21 protein-coding genes are annotated in these 17,409 nt (G+C 41.3%); 2 read left to right on the top strand and 19 right to left on the bottom strand.

Annotation, left to right across the window (positions count from 1 at the left end):
- The 12 genes from accA to AC6UDC_RS01780 are packed head-to-tail and all read right to left on the bottom strand — an operon-like array spanning position 1 to position 9,137.
- Entirely contained in the window at positions 1-771 is a 771-nt protein-coding gene (gene accA / locus AC6UDC_RS01835; protein WP_500696459.1) for a carboxyltransferase subunit alpha, read from the bottom strand.
- Complete coding sequence (locus tag AC6UDC_RS01830; protein ID WP_500721054.1) at positions 764-1,606, bottom strand: acetyl-CoA carboxylase carboxyltransferase subunit beta; 843 nt, start codon at positions 1,604-1,606, stop codon at positions 764-766. Before AC6UDC_RS01830 ends, accA begins: the two co-directional genes overlap by 8 nt.
- Positions 1,593-2,966: an acetyl-CoA carboxylase biotin carboxylase subunit gene (accC, locus tag AC6UDC_RS01825; RefSeq protein WP_500721052.1), complete on the bottom strand. Its 1,374-nt coding sequence runs from the start codon at positions 2,964-2,966 to the stop codon at positions 1,593-1,595. Before accC ends, AC6UDC_RS01830 begins: the two co-directional genes overlap by 14 nt.
- A gap of 18 nt (positions 2,967-2,984) precedes the next feature.
- On the bottom strand, positions 2,985-3,401 hold the full coding sequence (locus AC6UDC_RS01820; protein WP_500693419.1) for a 3-hydroxyacyl-ACP dehydratase FabZ family protein: 417 nt from the start codon (positions 3,399-3,401) through the stop codon (positions 2,985-2,987).
- Between the two features lie 2 nt (positions 3,402-3,403).
- Positions 3,404-3,847 (bottom strand): acetyl-CoA carboxylase biotin carboxyl carrier protein, encoded by a 444-nt coding sequence (locus AC6UDC_RS01815; protein WP_500721050.1) that lies wholly within the window; start codon positions 3,845-3,847, stop codon positions 3,404-3,406.
- Entirely contained in the window at positions 3,847-5,082 is a 1,236-nt protein-coding gene (gene fabF / locus AC6UDC_RS01810) for a beta-ketoacyl-ACP synthase II (RefSeq protein WP_500721048.1), read from the bottom strand. The genes AC6UDC_RS01815 and fabF overlap by 1 nt, the downstream gene beginning before the upstream one ends.
- Before the next feature lie 26 nt (positions 5,083-5,108).
- Positions 5,109-5,852: a 3-oxoacyl-ACP reductase FabG gene (gene fabG / locus AC6UDC_RS01805; protein ID WP_500696453.1), complete on the bottom strand. Its 744-nt coding sequence runs from the start codon at positions 5,850-5,852 to the stop codon at positions 5,109-5,111.
- Positions 5,853-5,855: 3 nt separating this feature from the next.
- Positions 5,856-6,767, bottom strand: a complete 912-nt coding sequence (locus AC6UDC_RS01800; protein WP_500707272.1) for an ACP S-malonyltransferase — start codon at positions 6,765-6,767, stop codon at positions 5,856-5,858.
- Positions 6,768-6,801: 34 nt separating this feature from the next.
- The gene (locus AC6UDC_RS01795; RefSeq protein WP_500721045.1) at positions 6,802-7,065 is read right to left on the bottom strand and encodes an acyl carrier protein; all 264 of its coding nucleotides are present in this window, start codon (positions 7,063-7,065) and stop codon (positions 6,802-6,804) included.
- A gap of 35 nt (positions 7,066-7,100) precedes the next feature.
- Complete coding sequence (locus tag AC6UDC_RS01790) at positions 7,101-8,078, bottom strand: beta-ketoacyl-ACP synthase III (RefSeq protein ID WP_500707273.1); 978 nt, start codon at positions 8,076-8,078, stop codon at positions 7,101-7,103.
- Between the two features lie 14 nt (positions 8,079-8,092).
- Positions 8,093-8,539: a 3-hydroxyacyl-ACP dehydratase FabZ gene (fabZ, locus tag AC6UDC_RS01785; protein WP_500721043.1), complete on the bottom strand. Its 447-nt coding sequence runs from the start codon at positions 8,537-8,539 to the stop codon at positions 8,093-8,095.
- Positions 8,540-8,594: 55 nt separating this feature from the next.
- Positions 8,595-9,137 carry a hypothetical protein gene (locus AC6UDC_RS01780; protein WP_500693411.1) on the bottom strand — a complete coding sequence of 181 codons (543 nt, stop codon included), beginning with the start codon at positions 9,135-9,137 and terminating at the stop codon, positions 8,595-8,597.
- A 136-nt stretch (positions 9,138-9,273) separates the two neighbouring features.
- Between AC6UDC_RS01780 and AC6UDC_RS01775 the strand changes: the two genes are divergently transcribed.
- A complete protein-coding gene (locus AC6UDC_RS01775) occupies positions 9,274-9,657 on the top strand; it encodes a DUF488 domain-containing protein (RefSeq protein ID WP_500721041.1) in 384 nt (127 codons plus the stop codon).
- A gap of 14 nt (positions 9,658-9,671) precedes the next feature.
- Positions 9,672-10,607, top strand: a complete 936-nt coding sequence (locus tag AC6UDC_RS01770) for an aldo/keto reductase (protein ID WP_500693409.1) — start codon at positions 9,672-9,674, stop codon at positions 10,605-10,607.
- A gap of 50 nt (positions 10,608-10,657) precedes the next feature.
- On the opposite strand, the gene AC6UDC_RS01765 is transcribed toward AC6UDC_RS01770, so the two are convergent.
- From AC6UDC_RS01765 to pyrF, 7 genes are all read right to left on the bottom strand, one after another.
- Complete coding sequence (locus tag AC6UDC_RS01765) at positions 10,658-11,347, bottom strand: hypothetical protein (protein ID WP_500721039.1); 690 nt, start codon at positions 11,345-11,347, stop codon at positions 10,658-10,660.
- A gap of 106 nt (positions 11,348-11,453) precedes the next feature.
- Positions 11,454-12,314 (bottom strand): hypothetical protein, encoded by an 861-nt coding sequence (locus AC6UDC_RS01760; protein WP_500721037.1) that lies wholly within the window; start codon positions 12,312-12,314, stop codon positions 11,454-11,456.
- A 120-nt stretch (positions 12,315-12,434) separates the two neighbouring features.
- Positions 12,435-13,319, bottom strand: coding sequence for an aldo/keto reductase (locus tag AC6UDC_RS01755; protein ID WP_500693406.1), 885 nt, complete (start codon positions 13,317-13,319; stop codon positions 12,435-12,437).
- A 46-nt stretch (positions 13,320-13,365) separates the two neighbouring features.
- Complete coding sequence (locus AC6UDC_RS01750; protein WP_500707277.1) at positions 13,366-14,559, bottom strand: AbrB/MazE/SpoVT family DNA-binding domain-containing protein; 1,194 nt, start codon at positions 14,557-14,559, stop codon at positions 13,366-13,368.
- A gap of 134 nt (positions 14,560-14,693) precedes the next feature.
- Positions 14,694-15,722: an alcohol dehydrogenase AdhP gene (gene adhP, locus AC6UDC_RS01745; RefSeq protein WP_500696445.1), complete on the bottom strand. Its 1,029-nt coding sequence runs from the start codon at positions 15,720-15,722 to the stop codon at positions 14,694-14,696.
- Positions 15,723-15,868: 146 nt separating this feature from the next.
- A complete protein-coding gene (pyrE, locus tag AC6UDC_RS01740; RefSeq protein ID WP_500721035.1) occupies positions 15,869-16,495 on the bottom strand; it encodes an orotate phosphoribosyltransferase in 627 nt (208 codons plus the stop codon).
- Positions 16,496-16,497: 2 nt separating this feature from the next.
- Complete coding sequence (gene pyrF, locus AC6UDC_RS01735) at positions 16,498-17,226, bottom strand: orotidine-5'-phosphate decarboxylase (RefSeq protein WP_500721032.1); 729 nt, start codon at positions 17,224-17,226, stop codon at positions 16,498-16,500.
- Positions 17,227-17,409: the final 183 nt, after the last annotated feature.

The raw sequence follows: 17,409 nt of genomic DNA, 5'->3' as shown, positions 1-17,409 counted from the left end.
TTAAAAATTTCGGTAACGGGAAAGTCGCTTAGCAACCAAATCATCCTTAGATAATGCATTTAATTCCCTAATTTTTTTAACCAGATCGCCTCTGAAACGTTCGAAACCATCAACCGTATCAGCTTCGGGAATAATCCGATCGATGATTCCCTCAGACAACAAATCATCCGGCGTTAATTTCATCACTGAAGCAGCTTCTTTCATCCGACTGGGGTCTTTCCACAAAATCGTGGCGTAACCTTCAGGTGAGAGCACCGAATAAATACTATCCTCAAAGGCCCAGACACAATCACCGACAGCCAGTGCTAAAGCACCACCACTGCCACCTTCGCCAACGATCACACTAATATAAGGAACGGTTAGTTGCATTCCTTGTAAGATTAATTGAGCAATCGTATAACCAATTCCATGATACTCAGCATCAACGCCAGGATAGGCTCCCGGTGTATTGATCAAGGTGACAATCGGCCGGTTAAACTTTTCGGCTTGTTTCATCAGACGTAAAGCCTTCCGATACCCGTCTGGTTCAGCTGAACCAAAGTGCCGTTCAATGTTAGAGTTCAGGTCTGATCCCTTTCTAATCCCCACAAACGTAGTGGCAATGTTGTCCATGGTGCCAATCCCACCATAAACAGCCGGATCATCACCATAAGCCCGGTCACCATGAAGTTCCATAAAATCATCGGTAATGCCGTTGATTAAATCATCAACCCCAATTTTTTTGGCAGCTCTAGCGGCTAGTACCTTATCCCATGCCGTTTTTTTAGCCATTAAGATCACCTACCTGATGCCATTTTAGTAACTTTCCTAACGTTTCTTTCAATTCAGAACGTTTAATGACATCGTCCAAGAAGCCATTTTTAAGCAACGTTTCAGCCCGCTGAAAGTCCTTTGGCGGACGCTGTTGGATCGTTTTTTCAATCACCCGACGACCAGCAAAACCAATCAAAGCATGGGGTTCTGACAACAAAATATCACCCTGCATGGCGAAGCTGGCGGTCACACCACCAGTGGTAGGATCGCCAAGCACACTGATGTAAAGCAACCCAGCCTTACTGTGCTCAGCCACAGCCTCAGAGACCTTGGCCATCTGCATTAAGGAATGAATTCCCTCCTGCATTCGCGCACCCCCAGAAGCAGTGAAGACAATCACCGGCAGGCCCTTTTTAGTAGCCGTTTCAAATAAACGAGCCAAGATCTCTCCAGTAGCTGTCCCTAGACTGGCCATAATAAAACGCCAGTCCATCGCTGCAACCGCAACTTTGACACCGTTGATCGTTCCGATTCCCGATAGGACACTTTCGTTTATCCCAGTAACTTCTCTGGCCTTCTTTAGTTTTGCCACATAATTATCGTCTTTAAATTTTTTGGAAGCCTTTAAATCAGTATTAATGGGTGTAAAGTCGTCGCACATCATTTGAATGCGTTCTTTGGCTCCAATCCGAAAAGCATAGCCACAATTTGGGCATTCTTTGTACTTACCAAGTTTCTTTTTGTAAAAAGTAGTCCCACAATAAGGACATTTCACCCAAATATCATCAGGAATCTGATCCATTCTTTTGGTCAGCTCATCAGAATTCAAATTCTCAAAATCACTTTTTGCCATGTTTCTTCATCCATTCTTTTAAGAACGTACTTTCAATGTAATTATTGTTGAAGTCCCCAGCCAAGAAATGCTTGTCATTTAATAAAGCAATCAAGAAGTCCCGGTTGGTTTTAACCCCTTCAATGTGAAACTCATTAAGAACCCGACGCATCTTATGGACGGCTTGTTTCTTAGTGGGTAAATGAACAATGATTTTGGCAATCATCGAATCGTAGTACGGTGAAATGACGTCGTTTTGTCCAATGCCAGAGTCCACTCGAACTCCTTTTGTACCATAGGTCTGGTGCAAACTCGTAATCTTACCCGGCGATGGGGCAAAATTATTGCTGGGATCTTCTGCATCAATTCGACACTCCAAAGCGTAGCCTTTTACGTCACAATCAGCCTGCGTGAAGGGTAACTTTTCGCCTTCTGCAACTAAGATCTGAGCTTTAATGATTTCCACATCGGCAACTTCTTCGGTAATGGTGTACTCAACCTGCAATCTGGTGTTCATTTCCATAAAGTAGAAGTTGTGATCCCGATCCATTAAGAACTCATATGTACCTGTATTTGTATACTGGATTCCTTTGGTGGCGTTAACGACAATCTGACCAAGTTCTTTGCGCTTTGCCGGACTAATTTCGGCACATGGACTTTCTTCAATGATCTTCTGGTGATTACGTTGAAGTGAACAATCACGTTCGGGAAAATAAACAACGTTACCATGCTCATCGGCAATGACTTGCATCTCAATGTGCTTGGCGTCGTTTAGATCTTTTTCCATGTACAATCGATCATCGCCAAAGGAAAGTTTAGCCTCCCGTTTCGTATCCTGAAAAGCCTTAGCCAGTTCATCGTCATCAGCAACTTTTCGGATGCCCTTACCACCACCACCGGCAGCAGCCTTCAGCATTACCGGATAACCAATTTGATGAGCGACTTCTTTGGCTTGTTCCACGGAGTCAATAAAACCATCACTGCCAGGAATCGTTGGCACACCACTTTTTTTCATGGCTTCCTTGGCGTTTCCCTTGTTACCCATCAAATTTATGACCTTAGCACTTGGACCGATAAACTTAATGCCACACTGATTGCAAAGTTCCGCAAAATCAGCGTTTTCAGACAAAAAGCCATATCCCGGGTGCAAAGCATCGCAACCAGTAAGTACCGCTGCATCAACAATTGCTGCCATATTGAGATATGACTCGTCTGGAAATGGTCCACCGATACAGACTGACTCATCGGCCAATTTTACGAATAAACTATCAGCGTCAGCAGTTGAATACACTGCCACTGCCTTAATATTCATATCATGAAGCGCACGGATAATCTGGACTGCAATCTCGCCCCGATTAGCCACCAGTACCTTTTTAAACATTAAATCACCTTTCACTCACTATGATTCAACCGCAAACATCAACGTTGCATTAGCGATTTCCTGTCCGTCCCTAGTGACAACACCTTTGCCAATTCCAATATTATGTTTAACCTTTAATAAATCGACCTTTAAATGTAAAACATCGCCCGGTCGAAAGTCATCTTTAAACTCAGCTTGTTTGATTCCACCAAAAAAGGCGTTTTTACCCTTGTATTCTGGCATTGATAAGAGAGCAACCACTCCAGTCTGAGCCATTGACTCAAGCACCAACGGACGTGGCAGTGTCGGATGATTACCTTGATTTGCAAAGTACCATTCGTTTCCTGCCAACATCTTAGTGGCCTCGGCTCCCTCTCCCGGGGTAATGGTGTCAATCTTATCAATCATCTGAATTGGGGGACGTTGAGGGATATAATCATTAACATTCAATGCCATAACTAATCCTCCTTAATCTCATAAACTGGTTCGTTATACTCAACCATCGAACCATTCTCAACCAGACGTTTCACGATGGTTCCGCTCACTGGACTTTTGACTTCATTGACCATCTTCATGGCCTCAATGATACAAACCGTTTCACCCTTTTGAACACGATCACCATCTTTTTTGAAGTCAGACTTTTCAGGACTAGGAGCAAAATACAATATCCCCACCATCGGTGCCTTTAGTTGATAATTACCACTAGTAGGTGCATTCAACTGAAGCTTTTCCTGATTTTCATCCGATTTATCATCACTCGTTTTTTCAACGTGGGTGACTGGTTTAGAATGACTGTCAATCTTGGAGAAATAAAGTTGTTGACCGTTTTCATCAATTTTTAATTCTTGTAAGTTAGACTTATCAAATTTAGTTATTAATTTTTCAATGTCTTTTTCATTCATTATTGATTCCACTTCTTTATAGCAATGACCGCGTTATGACCACCAAATCCAAATGAATTACTAATGGCGGTATTGACCGGTCTTTTAGCATTCTCTTTATCCACTAGCCTGATATGACTTTCTGGATCCTGGGTACTGACACCAACATTCACTGGCATTTGACTATGCTTCATGGATCCAAGAATTGCCACTGCCTCAATGGCCCCGGCAGCTCCAAGGGCATGACCAGTCATCCCCTTGGTTGAACTAACCAAGACGTGGTCATTATCTTTAAACAACTTGCTAATGGCCTTTGACTCAGAAACATCATTAGATTGAGTTGCTGTGCCATGGGCATTAATGTAATCAAGGTCGGAAGTCTTGATGTGAGCTTCATCCAATGCTTGTTGCATGGCCCCAATGGCCCCTTCCCCATCTGGATCAGGAGCAGTTAAATTATAAGCATCACTGGTTTGGCCGTAGCCAACGATCTCACCCAAAATATGTGCATCACGTGCTTTGGCGTGATCGTAATCTTCAAGCACTAAGGTTCCAGCACCAGCGCCCATTACGAAACCATCCCGATCTTTATCAAATGGCATGGAAGCGTGAGCTGGATCTTCACTTGAAGAAAGAGCTGTTAGGGCTGCAAAGGCTGAAATTCCAACCGGCGTAATTGCTGCCTCGGATCCACCAGCGATCATCATTTTAGCCTTGCCAGCTTTAATGTATTCATAAGCATCGCCAATCGCGTTGGTTCCAGTTGCACAAGCTGTAACCACGGCTTTACTAGTGTTTTTAGCGCCAAAGTAGATCGAAATATTGCCAGCAGCCATATTAATAATGGTTTCTGGGATAAATAACGGGGAAAGACGTCTGGGACCCTTTTTGTACATTTTTAGAACCTGCGTCTCGATAGTACTAATACCACCAATCCCAGATCCGTAGATGACGCCAAGATCCTTCCCATCATATTCTCCTCGTTTCAACCCAGCTTGGTCCATTGCCTCTACGGCACTGTAAAGTGCGTATTGAGCAAATGGATCTACTCGATGATAGTCTCGTTTAGCTAAGCGTTTGCTTGGATCAAATTCCTTTACGCCGGCTGCCACGTGAGCTTTAATCTCAGAGGTGTCAAAACTAGTGATTTTTTCGATTCCAACCTTTGAAGCCAACAAATTATCAATAAAAGTCTCAGCATCGTTCCCGATCGGGGTTACTGCACCCATGCCCGTAACAACAACTCTATTACCCAATTGAATCCTCCCTTAAATAAACGGAACTACATTGTGAGTCCGCCATCAACAGTGATTACCTGTCCGGTAATGTATTGATTATTAATCAAAAACTCGATTGTTTCGGCTACTTCTTCAGCACTTCCAAAACGATGAAGGGGAATGGTATCTTCCCACCTCGAAATAATTTTGTCACTCAATTTGGCCGTCATGTCGGTCTTGATCATGCCAGGAGCAACGGCGTTACAACGAACCCCTCTAAGTGATCCCTCTTGTGCCGTCGTCTTTGTTAAACCAACAATCCCTGATTTGCTTGCCGAATAATTCGCCTGTCCCATATTTCCGTGAAGTCCCGAAATACTGGAAGTGTTGATGATAACACCAGCTCGTTTCTTTTGCATTGTCTTTAAGGCATACTTAGTCATATTAAACGTTCCAACAAGGTTGGTGTCTAACACAGCTTTAAAATCCTCTTCGCTCATCCGCGTTAAGAGTTTGTCCCTGGTAATCCCAGCATTATTAACTAATACATCGAGATGATCATGTTCATCTAAGATCTGGTTCACCATTGACTCAGCGTCTTCTTCTTTTGAAACGTCGCCAATCAAGATCTCAATCTCAGTGTCAAACTGTGACTTTAAATCTTTTACTTCGTCATCACTTAATTCTCGATGAGAATTCACAATCACAAAATTATGTGGATCTTTTGCTAATCGTTTGGCAGTTGCCAGACCAATTCCCTTAGTAGCACCGGTAATTAAAACCGTGCTTTTGTCATTTTTCGTTGTCATGAATTAGTCCTCCAAACCAAGTTTTGCTTGTAAATCATTTAATTTCTTTAAACTGTCAACGCTATAAGCATCGACATCTTTAAGTGTCTTTTTTGCAAATTTAGTCAGTGTGTTCCCCGGCCCGATTTCAATCAGCGTATCCACTCCGTAGTTTTTGACCATGAATTCTAGATCCGCTTTAAAGTGGGTTGGATTGACCAACTGACGGGTTAACGTATCGGAGAGGTTATCCTTATTAAACAGACCAACGTCAGTGTTGCTGATCACTGGAACCTCCGGGGTTTTAAAGGCAACATTCTCCATTCGTTTTGAAAGCAAATCACTCGCTAGCTGCATCAGCGGAGTATGTGAAGAAACGGCCACTTTTAAAGGAACGACTCGCTTTGCTCCCCGGTTCTTAAGTTCTGCACTAGCTGTTTTGACCCCAGACTCAGTCCCACCAATCACAGTTTGTTCGCTGGTATTGAAATTAGCTGGGTATGCTCCATCAACTTCGTTAGTTACGTCAACCACTACTTGGGGCTCAACCTTTAACACAGCAGCCATTGAACCGGGATTTTGCTTTCCGGCTTCATCCATGTAGTGGCTTCGGTCACGCACTAATTTTAATCCTGATTGAAAAGATAGTGCTTTAGCAGATACTAAAGCACTATACTCGCCTAAACTAAGACCCATCATTGCCTGCGCTTTAGGAAGCTTGCCAGCTAAAATCTGGTAAATCCCATAACTCAAAGTCAAAATGGCAATCTGAGTATTTTCAGGATCGTCAAAAACCTTCGGATCGGATAGATCAAGATTTAAAGTATGCGACGCGGTATCGACCACGTTTTTATAGGTATCGTTATTTTGATACAAGTCAGATCCCATGTTAGCAAACTGTTGTCCCTGGCCACTGAATAAATAACCGATTTTCAAAATTTAAAACACTCCTAAAATAAAAAACACTTTATTATTTATCGTTCTTTTCGTCAATTTGCTTTGCAACATAATCAACTAGGTCAGAAACCGTCTCCATGCCCTCGTCACTATCAATTTCGATGTCATAGGCATCTTCTAGGGAATCCACAATTTCAAAGATATCTAATGAATCTAAATCCAAGTTATCTTTGAAGTTAGCGTCCATTTTAATGTCATCGGGGTTGATATCGGTTTGGTCGGTAACAACCGCCTTAATCTTGTCAAAAATCTGATTCTTATCTGCTTTTTCAGCCATAAATAATCACTCCATTTAATAAAATTTGTTTGTCCTCAATAATTAATTATAACAGTTCCAGTAGTTAATCCGCCACCAAAACCGACAAGGGCAACTTTGTTTCCTCTTTGAATTTTACCGCTTGTAAGCAAATCTGCCAATAGCAGTGGTTCACTAGCTGCCGCTGTATTCCCATATTCATCAATATCAATTGGGAACCGACTTTTCGGCAAATCAAGCCTTCTAACAACGCTAGTAATAATTCTGGCATTAGCTTGATGCATGACAAAAACATCAATATCATCTAAAGCTAAATGAGCATCTGTTAGTGCTATTTTAATTGAACTGGGAACCCTCTTTAACGCAAAGTTAAACACTTTATGACCATCCATCTTAAAGAACCGATTTTCTTGGTTGGTACTTTTCCCAAATGGTGTAACGCAGGGAAAGTGTCCAGCTGTTAAAGCTGACCCCAAATCACCATAAGTTTGAAGGGACTCTCCTAAGATCTTCGAATCAGAACTAGGATCATTTTTAACCAAGATTCCAGCGGCTCCATCACCAAAAAGCACGGCAGTTGATCGATCTGACCAGTCCAAAAACTTACTTAATACTTCCGCACCAATCAAAATCCCACAACTACCGTTCTTTTTTGCTAACAACGAATTAAGAATTGACGTTCCAAACGCAAAACCCGTACATGCGGCATCAATATCAAACGCCACCGCATTAGTAGCGTCAATCGCACCCTGAACGCTAGCAGCCGTCGATGGAGTCTGATAATCAGATGACATGGTGGCCACAATTACATAATCCAAGTCTTTAGGATCAGTCCCAGAACTTTTCAAAAGCTTTTGAGCCACTTCCACACTCATTGACGTTGTAGATTCATTAACCGCAATGTGCCGACTTGAAATGCCCGTTCGTCTCTTGATCCATTCATCAGAGGTGTCCATAATCTTAGCCAGGTCGTCATTAGTGACGACCTTTTCAGGAACACTTTTGGCGCTTGAAATAATTTTAAAAGCACTCACTACTTATCACCTACTTAATCGGCCCGGTCAGCTAACGAGAATTCAAGCGTGGCCGAACAAGCTTTATCGCCATTAACTTCACTATCAGCCACCATCGTGTAGGTTCCATCGTTAACTTCTTTTAAATCAACGTGAACTTTCAAAGTGTCGCCGGGTCGAACCATGTGTCTAAACTTCACATTTTTAGTTTTGTTAAGTTTAGTAACCTTACTTTTAGGATCAACATCAAGCGATTTCAAAATGAGGATTGACGCCACCTGCGATAAGGTCTCAACAATTAAAACTCCTGGCATTAGTGGAAATCCGGGAAAATGACCCTGAAAATAGTTTTCATTAGCGGTGACGTTCTTTACGGCATCGATTGACTCGCCCGGGGTTAGCTGATCCACTCGGTCCACAAATAAAGTTGGGTTACGGTTTGGAAGAATTTCCATTATTTTATCAATGCTTAACTGTTCCATATTTTCATCTCACAAAATTTAGTTTTACGTTACAAATGTGACGTTTGGTAACATCTTAACGTTTATTCAAACTGAGTGCCTCGCTACTTACTAACAGGATTTTATCCTTTGAATTATACCCAATCGCCCATCGATTTCCGTATCGATCTCCGGGAATTCCTGGGAATTTATCGGCCTCATCATTATCCATATCCTGTAGATAATCATAGGATTCTGGGATGGGAGCCGAGTAACGATCGATTCCAACACCATCAACATAGTACATCCGCCAGTGATTAGTGTCATTTATGAAATGATGCTCTTGATCATAGGAACCGGGCATAACCTCAACGCTGTACTCAAGGTAATCTGGGTTGACCAGAACAGTATGCCCATTATCCATGATTGCGGAATAATAGGTGCCATAGTCCACCAAATCTGGATAACGATGACGTTCAATCTTTTGCCGTGGCGCCAGCTCAATATCTGTCCCATCAATCACTCTCTGTTTATTAGGATGTCGTTTTTCATCGATTTCAGTTTGAAATTTTTTCAAGAATTCATTGGCCGAACCGTGCAATTTGGAAATACCATCCGAAATCCGATTTTTTCTAACCATGATACTGTCCCTCCTTAATTTTTTTACACTTGATTTTACCACATTGAAGACTAAATTCTAACGTTTGGGCACCGAGGTATCGTATACTTGCTTATAGTATAAGAGATCAAATAATCAATGAAGGTAGGTAAGAAAAATGGAATTGAAGCTTGAACGAATCTATACCAAGCCCGTCGATAAGGATGGATACCGCATCTTAGTTGATCGCCTCTGGCCTCGTGGAATCTCGAAGGTTAACGCCGATCTAGATATTTGGTTCAAATCAATCGCTCCAAGCACCGAACTAAGAAAGTGGTTTGATCACGACCCAGCCAAGTTTGAGGAATTCAAACAAAAGTATTTGGATGAACTAAAAAATAATCCACAAATGCCTGGATTTGTATCATTAGTCTCCACCCATTTAAAATCGGGCAACGTAATTTTATTATACGGAGCAAAAGATACAAAGCATAATCAAGCGATCATTATCTATCACTATTTGCTTGCCCAACCTGAGATTAAAGCAGAACTCAATCAGTAATGGAGGAATTTAACATGAAAACAGTAGAAATTGGTAAATCAGACGTAACGACCGTCCCACTAGGTTTAGGCACTAATGCCGTTGGTGGTCACAACTTATTTCCAAACTTAAGTGACCAAACCGGAATCGAAATCGTTAAAACAGCTTTAGACTCTGGCATTACCCTGCTAGATACTGCCTTTGCGTATGGCATGGGCGAATCAGAAAAACTAATCGGTGAAGCCATCAAGGGATACGATCGTTCTAAGATTCAGATCGCTACTAAGGGTTGTCAAAAGGTTCAAAGCGATGGAAGCGTTGTTATTGATGACTCTCCGGAATACTTAAAACAATGCGTCGAAGATAGTTTGAAACGACTTCAAACCGACTACGTTGATATCTTCTACATCCATTTTCCAGATGATCACACCCCATTAAACGAATCAGTGGCTGCTTTAAACGAAATGAAAAAAGCCGGTAAGATTCGTGCCATCGGAGTTTCAAACATGTCAATGAAACAATTAAAGCAGGCCAACCTTGACGGACTGGTTGACATTGATGAAGAAGAATACAACTTGATTGATCGCTCAGCCGAAAGGGAAAGATTCCCATATCTAAAGGAACACGATATTTCATTTGTTCCATTCTTCCCACTTGCATCTGGACTCTTGACCGGCAAGTACAGCAAAGAGACTAAGTTCCCAGAGGATGATATCAGACATGACAATCCCGACTTTAAGGGCAAAGAGTTCAAAAAGATTGTTGAAAAAGTTGACCAACTAAAGCCAATTGCCGACAAGCATGACGCTACCGTTGCTCAAATCGTCATTGCTTGGTACATCAAGAATCCTGACATCACGGTTGTTATTCCGGGTGCCAAAAAGCCAGAGCAAGTCAAAAGCAATGCTAAAGCGTTAGACATTGACCTTAGCCACGCCGAGTATGATCAAATTAACACCCTATTTAAATAGAAATTAAGAAATGAAAAGCGTTCATCAAATGATGAACGCTTTTTTGACACTTATTTATTTTTAATTTCACGGTAGAAAATGATTTGAGCCGCTGAATTCCAGAAACTAATGAAAATCATTGGAACATATACAATTACAGAAACCACCGCGGCTAAAATAGAATTACCCTTCACAACGGTTGTAACGGCTGTCATCAAAATGGTTAATACGAAATACATACAGAAAAATAACAGCTGCAGATAAAAAAAGTTCCACTTGTAACCCTTCGTTGTTTGCCAAGCATCGGTAAATGCTTGAGTAATCCCAACTTCTTTTCCGGTCTCAATTTCATCTTGATACGAATACATCCAAAGACCCCATCCAACCGACAAGATGACGCCGGGAACAATCAATAGGAGGGTTGCAAAGGCCTCTGCCAGTGTCATTAATAGTCCTACCAGAATGATGACAGGCCAATTGTACTTACGATTAAAAGCCACAAAAGCATTCTTAAACTTAAAACTATCATTTTGAATACTCTTGGCGTATCCCATGGTCAGAGAGGCAGAAAATAAGATCCCCACCAGACCAACGATTAATTCAAAGATTGAGAAAAGGGCTCTTTGCATGCCTTGAAGCTTGAACAACATCATTGGATCCGAAAAGGCTCCCACGACCCCAGCTGGGATGCCCATTAAAAACATCATCCACCAATTCTTCTTCACGATTCCCCACGACTTTATCATTGCATTTGCAATCATATGTATTCCTCCATTTTTCGTTACTAGAATTATCACACGCCGAGTTCTTTTTGACAACGTAAAAAAAGAGAAGCAACTTGCTTCTCTTTTTGTAACTAATGATTAACTATTTAATTTCTTCGTAGAATTTAATGTTAGCCATTGAGAACCATACCATGTAAAAGATTGAAATTGCGATGGCGAGCACCGTCAAAATGACTTCAAGCACAATTGCAAAGACGGTCCATGTCAACATTGAGGCAAAGATCCACCAGAGAAGTGCACCTACCAGGACAATTACCGCGTAGGTTACGATGGCAATGATTAGGTTCAAAACCTTCAAACCAATCAGACCCCAACGATTGCCAGTCATGAGTTTCCATGAAGCTGAAAAGCCATCCATTAGATGAACTTTTTTACCAGCTCGTTGAGCATCAAAGTAGGTTAAGTAAATGAACGCTAATCCAGTGGCAACAAAAATCCAAGCAATTCCAACTAATGCTAGAATCACAATTCCAACAATGATCAAAGCGACCACTTGAGCGGTGGTGGTGTTAAAACCAAAGACTCGAGGAACAAATGAAGCACTAATAACGCCAGCGGAGGCAACAAATAATGCACCAAAAATGAAACTAATCAAATCCATAAAAGCGGCATACAGTGCTGCCACTAACCAAGTGTTTCCTTGTTTAAATGCCACAAAGGCATCCTCAAATTTAAACGTATTGGTCTCGTCACCAGTCAGGTATCCCATCGCTGCCGATTCAAATAATACAATCCCAATAATTCCAACGATGATCGAGATTAACCAGATACTAAAACTGGCACCCAAACTATAACTTAAACTCAAAGCCTCAGAATTTTGCAGGCTGCTAACCACTCCACCCAGAACAGCGGATATTAAGATCGCAGGAACAACCATTGCTAACAAAATCCAAAAATGCTTTTTGGTTACGTTAAGGGCACTTTTAATTGCTTTAATAATCATAATAATTCTCCCTTTGTTAATTTATTTACAATTTCATTATAACGAAATCTTAATAAAAACGCTATCAGTCACAATCACAACCAATAAAAAAAAGAAGCACACGCTTCTCTTTTGACTAAATTAGTCATCCCATTGGTCAACAGTGTCAACTGGAGCATCAGGATTCCCATTCCAACGGAAGTCACCGTACCAAATTGAACGCTTGTCAACGTTAAGGCTATTAATTAGGCGAATGTCATCGTCGTCAAGTTCAAAGTCAAAGATGTCAGCATTGGCTTTAATGTATTTTTCGTGAGCTGACTTTGGAATTGAGATAATGCCTCGTTGCATGTCCCAACGAATGATGATTTGTGCGGTTGATTTACCGTACTTTTCAGCAACCTTCTTAACAAGTGGATTGTTTAAAGCGGCTCCACCACCAAGTGGTGACCATGCTTCAAGTTTAATGTCATTTAAGTCACAGTATTCTTTAATGTCAGCTTCTTGTTCTAATGGATGAAATTCCATTTGGTTGACAGCTGGCTTTACGGAAGCATGCTTCATCAAATCTCTTAGACGACGAATATTGAAGTTTGAAACTCCAATGGCACGTGCTTTACCCTCATGGTAAATCTTTTCAAGAGCGCGCCAAGTTTCCTTGTACTTGCCATTAACTGGCCAGTGAATTAGTAACAAATCAACGTATGAAGTTTGAAGACGCTTTAATTGTCCTTCAAAAGCTTCAAGAGTTGAATCGTATCCTTGATCACCATTAAATACTTTAGTCGTTAGAAAAACATCTTCACGTTTTAATCCGTTGTCAGCCAGACCTTTTTTCAGACCTTCACCAACACCGGCTTCATTTCCATATTGTTTAGCGGTATCGATTGCTCGATAACCATCATTTAGTGCCCATTCAACGGATTGAGCGGCGGTTTTATTATCACTCTTCCAAACACCCATTCCTAATTGGGGCATTTCAACGCCATTATTTAAACGTACTTTTGATTCTAAATCTCTACTCATACTTAACACCTCCATGAACTAATTGTAGGATATCACGTTATTTATTTCATGAATTTTGTTTGTTATTTTTAGCGAGCGTCACGGTAAAATCAAGCGTTCCCTTGTTCACGACGTCTAAGATGTACTGAAATAACATCATAATCCAAGAAAAGGCCAACGTGAACGAAGTAATCTCAAAGGCTGTTAGTGAGAAGTAGTTCACAACTTGAAAGAGGATACTGGCCAGCACTAGTAGTAGTCCAATCAAATACGACGTTTTCAGGAAGTTTTTAGAAATTCCAGGCCAAAGCCAACGAATTCCAGCAATCAAAATAATAATAATCCAAACTAACGACCAGCCAAACTGAGTGTGCCAAAAATGCATCCACGGAATCTGAATGTCATTGGGAATAATCCCGATAGCGGCCACGTTAAACGCCATTAACGTCAAAAGGGTTCGTAAAATCCAAGTTTGAATGGTTGGTCTTTGAACTGATTTTAACGAAACAAACAAGAAATCAATCACAGCCCACATCAATAAAGCGGAAAAGATAATGGTCAAGTTAAACTGCCAACTGTCGGTTGCTCGACTCGTCCCCAAAAAGCTCAGATTATGGCGCCACCAGTAGCGATGACTGTTTGACGACATGGAGATCAGAACACCAGAAACAATGATTAGGTTCAAAAGATCGACTAATAAAGTTGGCGTTAGAGCCACTGCCACACTAATCATGACGTAGTTCACGATTCCCTCTAAAATGGCAATGATGATGGTCGCCGTATACACATCGAAAGTGGCGCCTTTAAAAGCAATTCCCAGAATCCAAAATACCCCAAGCAGTCCAACCAATAAACTGGCAGTAAAGGATAGAACAATCGTTGGAAAGTTTCGCCAGTAAATATTGCGATAAATGGTATTTTGTGGATTCTTGCGACTTTTAATGAGAAAAATCGTAAACAGTAAAGCACCAAAAAACAGTCCCAATACAATGGTTCCACTGGCAATCGAATATTTACCACTGATGGGGACGATCTGAAAGTGCCGATACTTAAAAAAGATCAGTGCGATTAACGCGGTCATCACCGCCGGAATCAGCGACCACCAGATCGAAACGTTCCACGAATTCGGCGTGCCATCGTTAACTTTTTCTACCGTCATGCCCTGTCTTCGCAGTGTCAAGTTCAATTTGGCTCCCGGCTTAATATGGAGACGTTCAACGACCTGATTTGGGATTGCAATTTTATACTTTGGTTCCGTCATTATGATTCCTCGTTCGTTATGAATTTGAAAATAGTTTTATTCTTCTATTATAACGGACCCAGGACTAATTATTAAAAAAAGAAGTAGAATTCTATGAATTCTACTTCTTAAGTTAGTTAGTTGATAATTTTAATTTATTTGTCATCACCAGTGAAATCGAAAACAACACGGCCAACAATCTTACCAGCCTTCATGTCATCAATTACGTTGTTGATATTTTCTAACTTGTCAGTTCTAACGATTGGTTTAACCTTACCTTCAGCACCGAACTGGAAGGTTTCTCTAAGATCTTGTCTAGTTCCAACTAGTGAACCAGCAACTTTAATACCGTCAAGAACGGTCTTATCGATGTTAAGTGCCATATCACCCTTTGGTAGAGCAACCGCAACTAAGGTTCCGTCAGGACGTAAAGCGTTAACTGATTGAGTGAAAGCATCCTTGTTAACGGCAGTAACGATTGAATCGTAAACCCCACCAACTTTATCTTGAACTTGTTCGGCAACGTTACCGTCATGTCTGTTAATCAAAACATCGGCACCATTTTCTTTAGCAGCTTCTAACTTCTTAGGATCTCCATCCACAACTACAACTGGAGCACCAAAGACGTTTTTGGCAAGTTGAACACCCAGGTTACCTAATCCACCGGCACCAACGATTTCAACCCACTTGCCGGGTCTCGTGTCACCAATCTTTAAAGCTTTGTAAGTGGTAACACCGGCACAAGTTAGTGAAGTTGCTTCAACGGGGTCCAAGCCTTCAGGAACCTTAACGGCGTACTTAGCATCAACGATACATTCTTCTGCCATGGCACCGTTAACGGTGAAACCAGAGTTTTTAACGTTACGACATAAGGTCTCATTACCAGTAACACAATACTCACAAGTACCGTCAGCTGAGTAGAACCAAGCGATTGAAACTCGGTCACCAACTTTTAAGTCGGTAACGTCGTCAGCAACTTGAGTTACACGTCCAACTCCTTCGTGACCAATGATTCGGCCCGGAACTTCACCGAAGTCACCCGAGGCAACGTGGAGGTCAGTATGACAGAGTCCACAATACTCAACTTTAACTAAAGCTTCACCCTCGTGAATTGGACGAAGTTTGACATCTTTAACATCAACGTATCCATCTGAATTATCTCTAACAACTGCTGCTTTTACCATATTAATTCTCCTATTCCCATGATTTATAGTCGTCTATCTATCAACAATTCCTATCATATAGTTAAAATTTTCACGTGTCAACAGGGAATTGTAAGCGATAACAGATTGTAATATATCCTTAAAAAACGAAGAATTAAAAAAGTGATTTATTTCCATGCCCAGGGGTCTTGATGCCATTTATTAAGTCGCTCGTACTGATCATTTTCGATTTGACCGTTGTTAAGCATTTGCTTAATTAGTTCAGGATAAGTTAACAGCGGAACAAATCTTAAATCGGCCTTGTTAAAATTATCGTCGGCATCACTAAAACCATAGGAGAAGATGGAAACTACCCCATCAACTTGATGGCCGTTATTTTGAACTGCCTGAGCCGCCTTAAGCACGCTTCCGCCAGTTGAGATTAGATCATCAATGAGCACAATATGATCATTTGTCCTTACTTTCCCCTCAATCTGTTTACTAGTCCCATGATCTTTTGGTTTGGATCTAACGTAGATCATCGGTAACTTCATTGCTTCAGCTACCCAAGCCGCGTGCGGGATTCCAGCCGTTGCCACTCCGCCAATGACCGTGACGTTCGGAAAATTAGTCTGAATTAATTGACCAAGGGCCTGATAAATCTTTTTTCTTAGTTTTGGATATGAAATCGTTAAACGTAGGTCGGTATAAATTGGCGACTTAATCCCACTGGCAAACGTAAAGGGGCGTCTTGGATTCAGTTGAACGATTTGGTCGTTAACCAGGTCCTTTAAAATTTCAGTTGTACTATGCATAACTAATCTGTCCCCTTTTTTAAATTCCATTCATCATTGTATTTTTGATAAGCCCGATAAGGATGTTCACTCTGCGTAATGGGACGTCCTACGACAATGGCAGACGCACCATCACGTCGCGCTTGTTCTGGTGTTGACACCCGTTTTTGATCTTCACTGGCGTCGTCTTTACTTCTGATTCCCGGCACAACGTAATCAAAATCAACCCCAACCTGCTTCATTAAATCGGGCAACTCCTTAGCAGAGGTAATGACTCCCTCACAACCAGAACCTTTAGCTAGCTTAGCTAGGGAGACTACCTGCTCATTCATGTTCAAAGAACAATTTTGCTCGTTAGCAAGTCCGGCTTTCGAAATGGAAGTTAATTCGGTCACCCCTAATAACTCGGGAACCTGATTATGAGATTTATTACTCCCATCCACTAAGCCACTTTTGGCAGCCTTCATCATTTCACTTCCGCCAAGTGTGTGCACGGTCACATAATCAACCCCAAGTTGAGCAAGCTGAAACATACCCGCGTACACAGTATTAGGAATGTCCATTAACTTCAGGTCTAAAAAGATTGAACACCCCTTATTTTTGATTTCTTTGACCGTCTCAGGACCGTATCGATAGAAAAGTTCCATGCCAATCTTGACCGTCAACTGACCTGGGTACGCAAACTGATCCAAAAACGTATTTACGTCCATTTGCGTCGGAAAATCCAGCGCAATCATCATCGTCTTCTTCATTTTCTTACCTCGCAAAAAAGGACCAATCACAGACGGGTGTCAGAGAATGGTCCTTTAAAATTAAATTTATATCAGTTAATAAACATAATCTTGGTTTCTCTGAACCAACTTAATTAATTATTACTCTAAATATAGGGAATATCGGTGGGGCCGTCAAGGTAAAAGTTCATCTTGTCAAAACAA

This window comes from Fructilactobacillus sp. X7R7C1 (assembly GCF_059901065.1).
Note: the sequence above shows the minus strand (reverse complement) of the source record. Positions and strands in the feature narration are given on the sequence as shown.

What these genes read in the sequence shown, in the direction of transcription:
- accA (WP_500696459.1), bottom strand. Translation starts at nt 771, where the DNA reads ATGGCTAAAAAAACGGCATGGGATAAGGTACTAGCCGCTAGAGCTGCC.
- AC6UDC_RS01830 (WP_500721054.1), bottom strand. Translation starts at nt 1,606, where the DNA reads ATGGCAAAAAGTGATTTTGAGAATTTGAATTCTGATGAGCTGACCAAA.
- accC (WP_500721052.1), bottom strand. Translation starts at nt 2,966, where the DNA reads ATGTTTAAAAAGGTACTGGTGGCTAATCGGGGCGAGATTGCAGTCCAG.
- AC6UDC_RS01820 (WP_500693419.1), bottom strand. Translation starts at nt 3,401, where the DNA reads ATGGCATTGAATGTTAATGATTATATCCCTCAACGTCCCCCAATTCAG.
- AC6UDC_RS01815 (WP_500721050.1), bottom strand. Translation starts at nt 3,847, where the DNA reads ATGAATGAAAAAGACATTGAAAAATTAATAACTAAATTTGATAAGTCT.
- fabG (WP_500696453.1), bottom strand. Translation starts at nt 5,852, where the DNA reads ATGACAACGAAAAATGACAAAAGCACGGTTTTAATTACCGGTGCTACT.
- AC6UDC_RS01795 (WP_500721045.1), bottom strand. Translation starts at nt 7,065, where the DNA reads ATGGCTGAAAAAGCAGATAAGAATCAGATTTTTGACAAGATTAAGGCG.
- fabZ (WP_500721043.1), bottom strand. Translation starts at nt 8,539, where the DNA reads ATGGAACAGTTAAGCATTGATAAAATAATGGAAATTCTTCCAAACCGT.
- AC6UDC_RS01780 (WP_500693411.1), bottom strand. Translation starts at nt 9,137, where the DNA reads ATGGTTAGAAAAAATCGGATTTCGGATGGTATTTCCAAATTGCACGGT.
- AC6UDC_RS01775 (WP_500721041.1), top strand. Translation starts at nt 9,274, where the DNA reads ATGGAATTGAAGCTTGAACGAATCTATACCAAGCCCGTCGATAAGGAT.
- AC6UDC_RS01770 (WP_500693409.1), top strand. Translation starts at nt 9,672, where the DNA reads ATGAAAACAGTAGAAATTGGTAAATCAGACGTAACGACCGTCCCACTA.
- AC6UDC_RS01765 (WP_500721039.1), bottom strand. Translation starts at nt 11,347, where the DNA reads ATGATTGCAAATGCAATGATAAAGTCGTGGGGAATCGTGAAGAAGAAT.
- AC6UDC_RS01760 (WP_500721037.1), bottom strand. Translation starts at nt 12,314, where the DNA reads ATGATTATTAAAGCAATTAAAAGTGCCCTTAACGTAACCAAAAAGCAT.
- AC6UDC_RS01755 (WP_500693406.1), bottom strand. Translation starts at nt 13,319, where the DNA reads ATGAGTAGAGATTTAGAATCAAAAGTACGTTTAAATAATGGCGTTGAA.
- AC6UDC_RS01750 (WP_500707277.1), bottom strand. Translation starts at nt 14,559, where the DNA reads ATGACGGAACCAAAGTATAAAATTGCAATCCCAAATCAGGTCGTTGAA.
- adhP (WP_500696445.1), bottom strand. Translation starts at nt 15,722, where the DNA reads ATGGTAAAAGCAGCAGTTGTTAGAGATAATTCAGATGGATACGTTGAT.
- pyrE (WP_500721035.1), bottom strand. Translation starts at nt 16,495, where the DNA reads ATGCATAGTACAACTGAAATTTTAAAGGACCTGGTTAACGACCAAATC.
- pyrF (WP_500721032.1), bottom strand. Translation starts at nt 17,226, where the DNA reads ATGAAGAAGACGATGATGATTGCGCTGGATTTTCCGACGCAAATGGAC.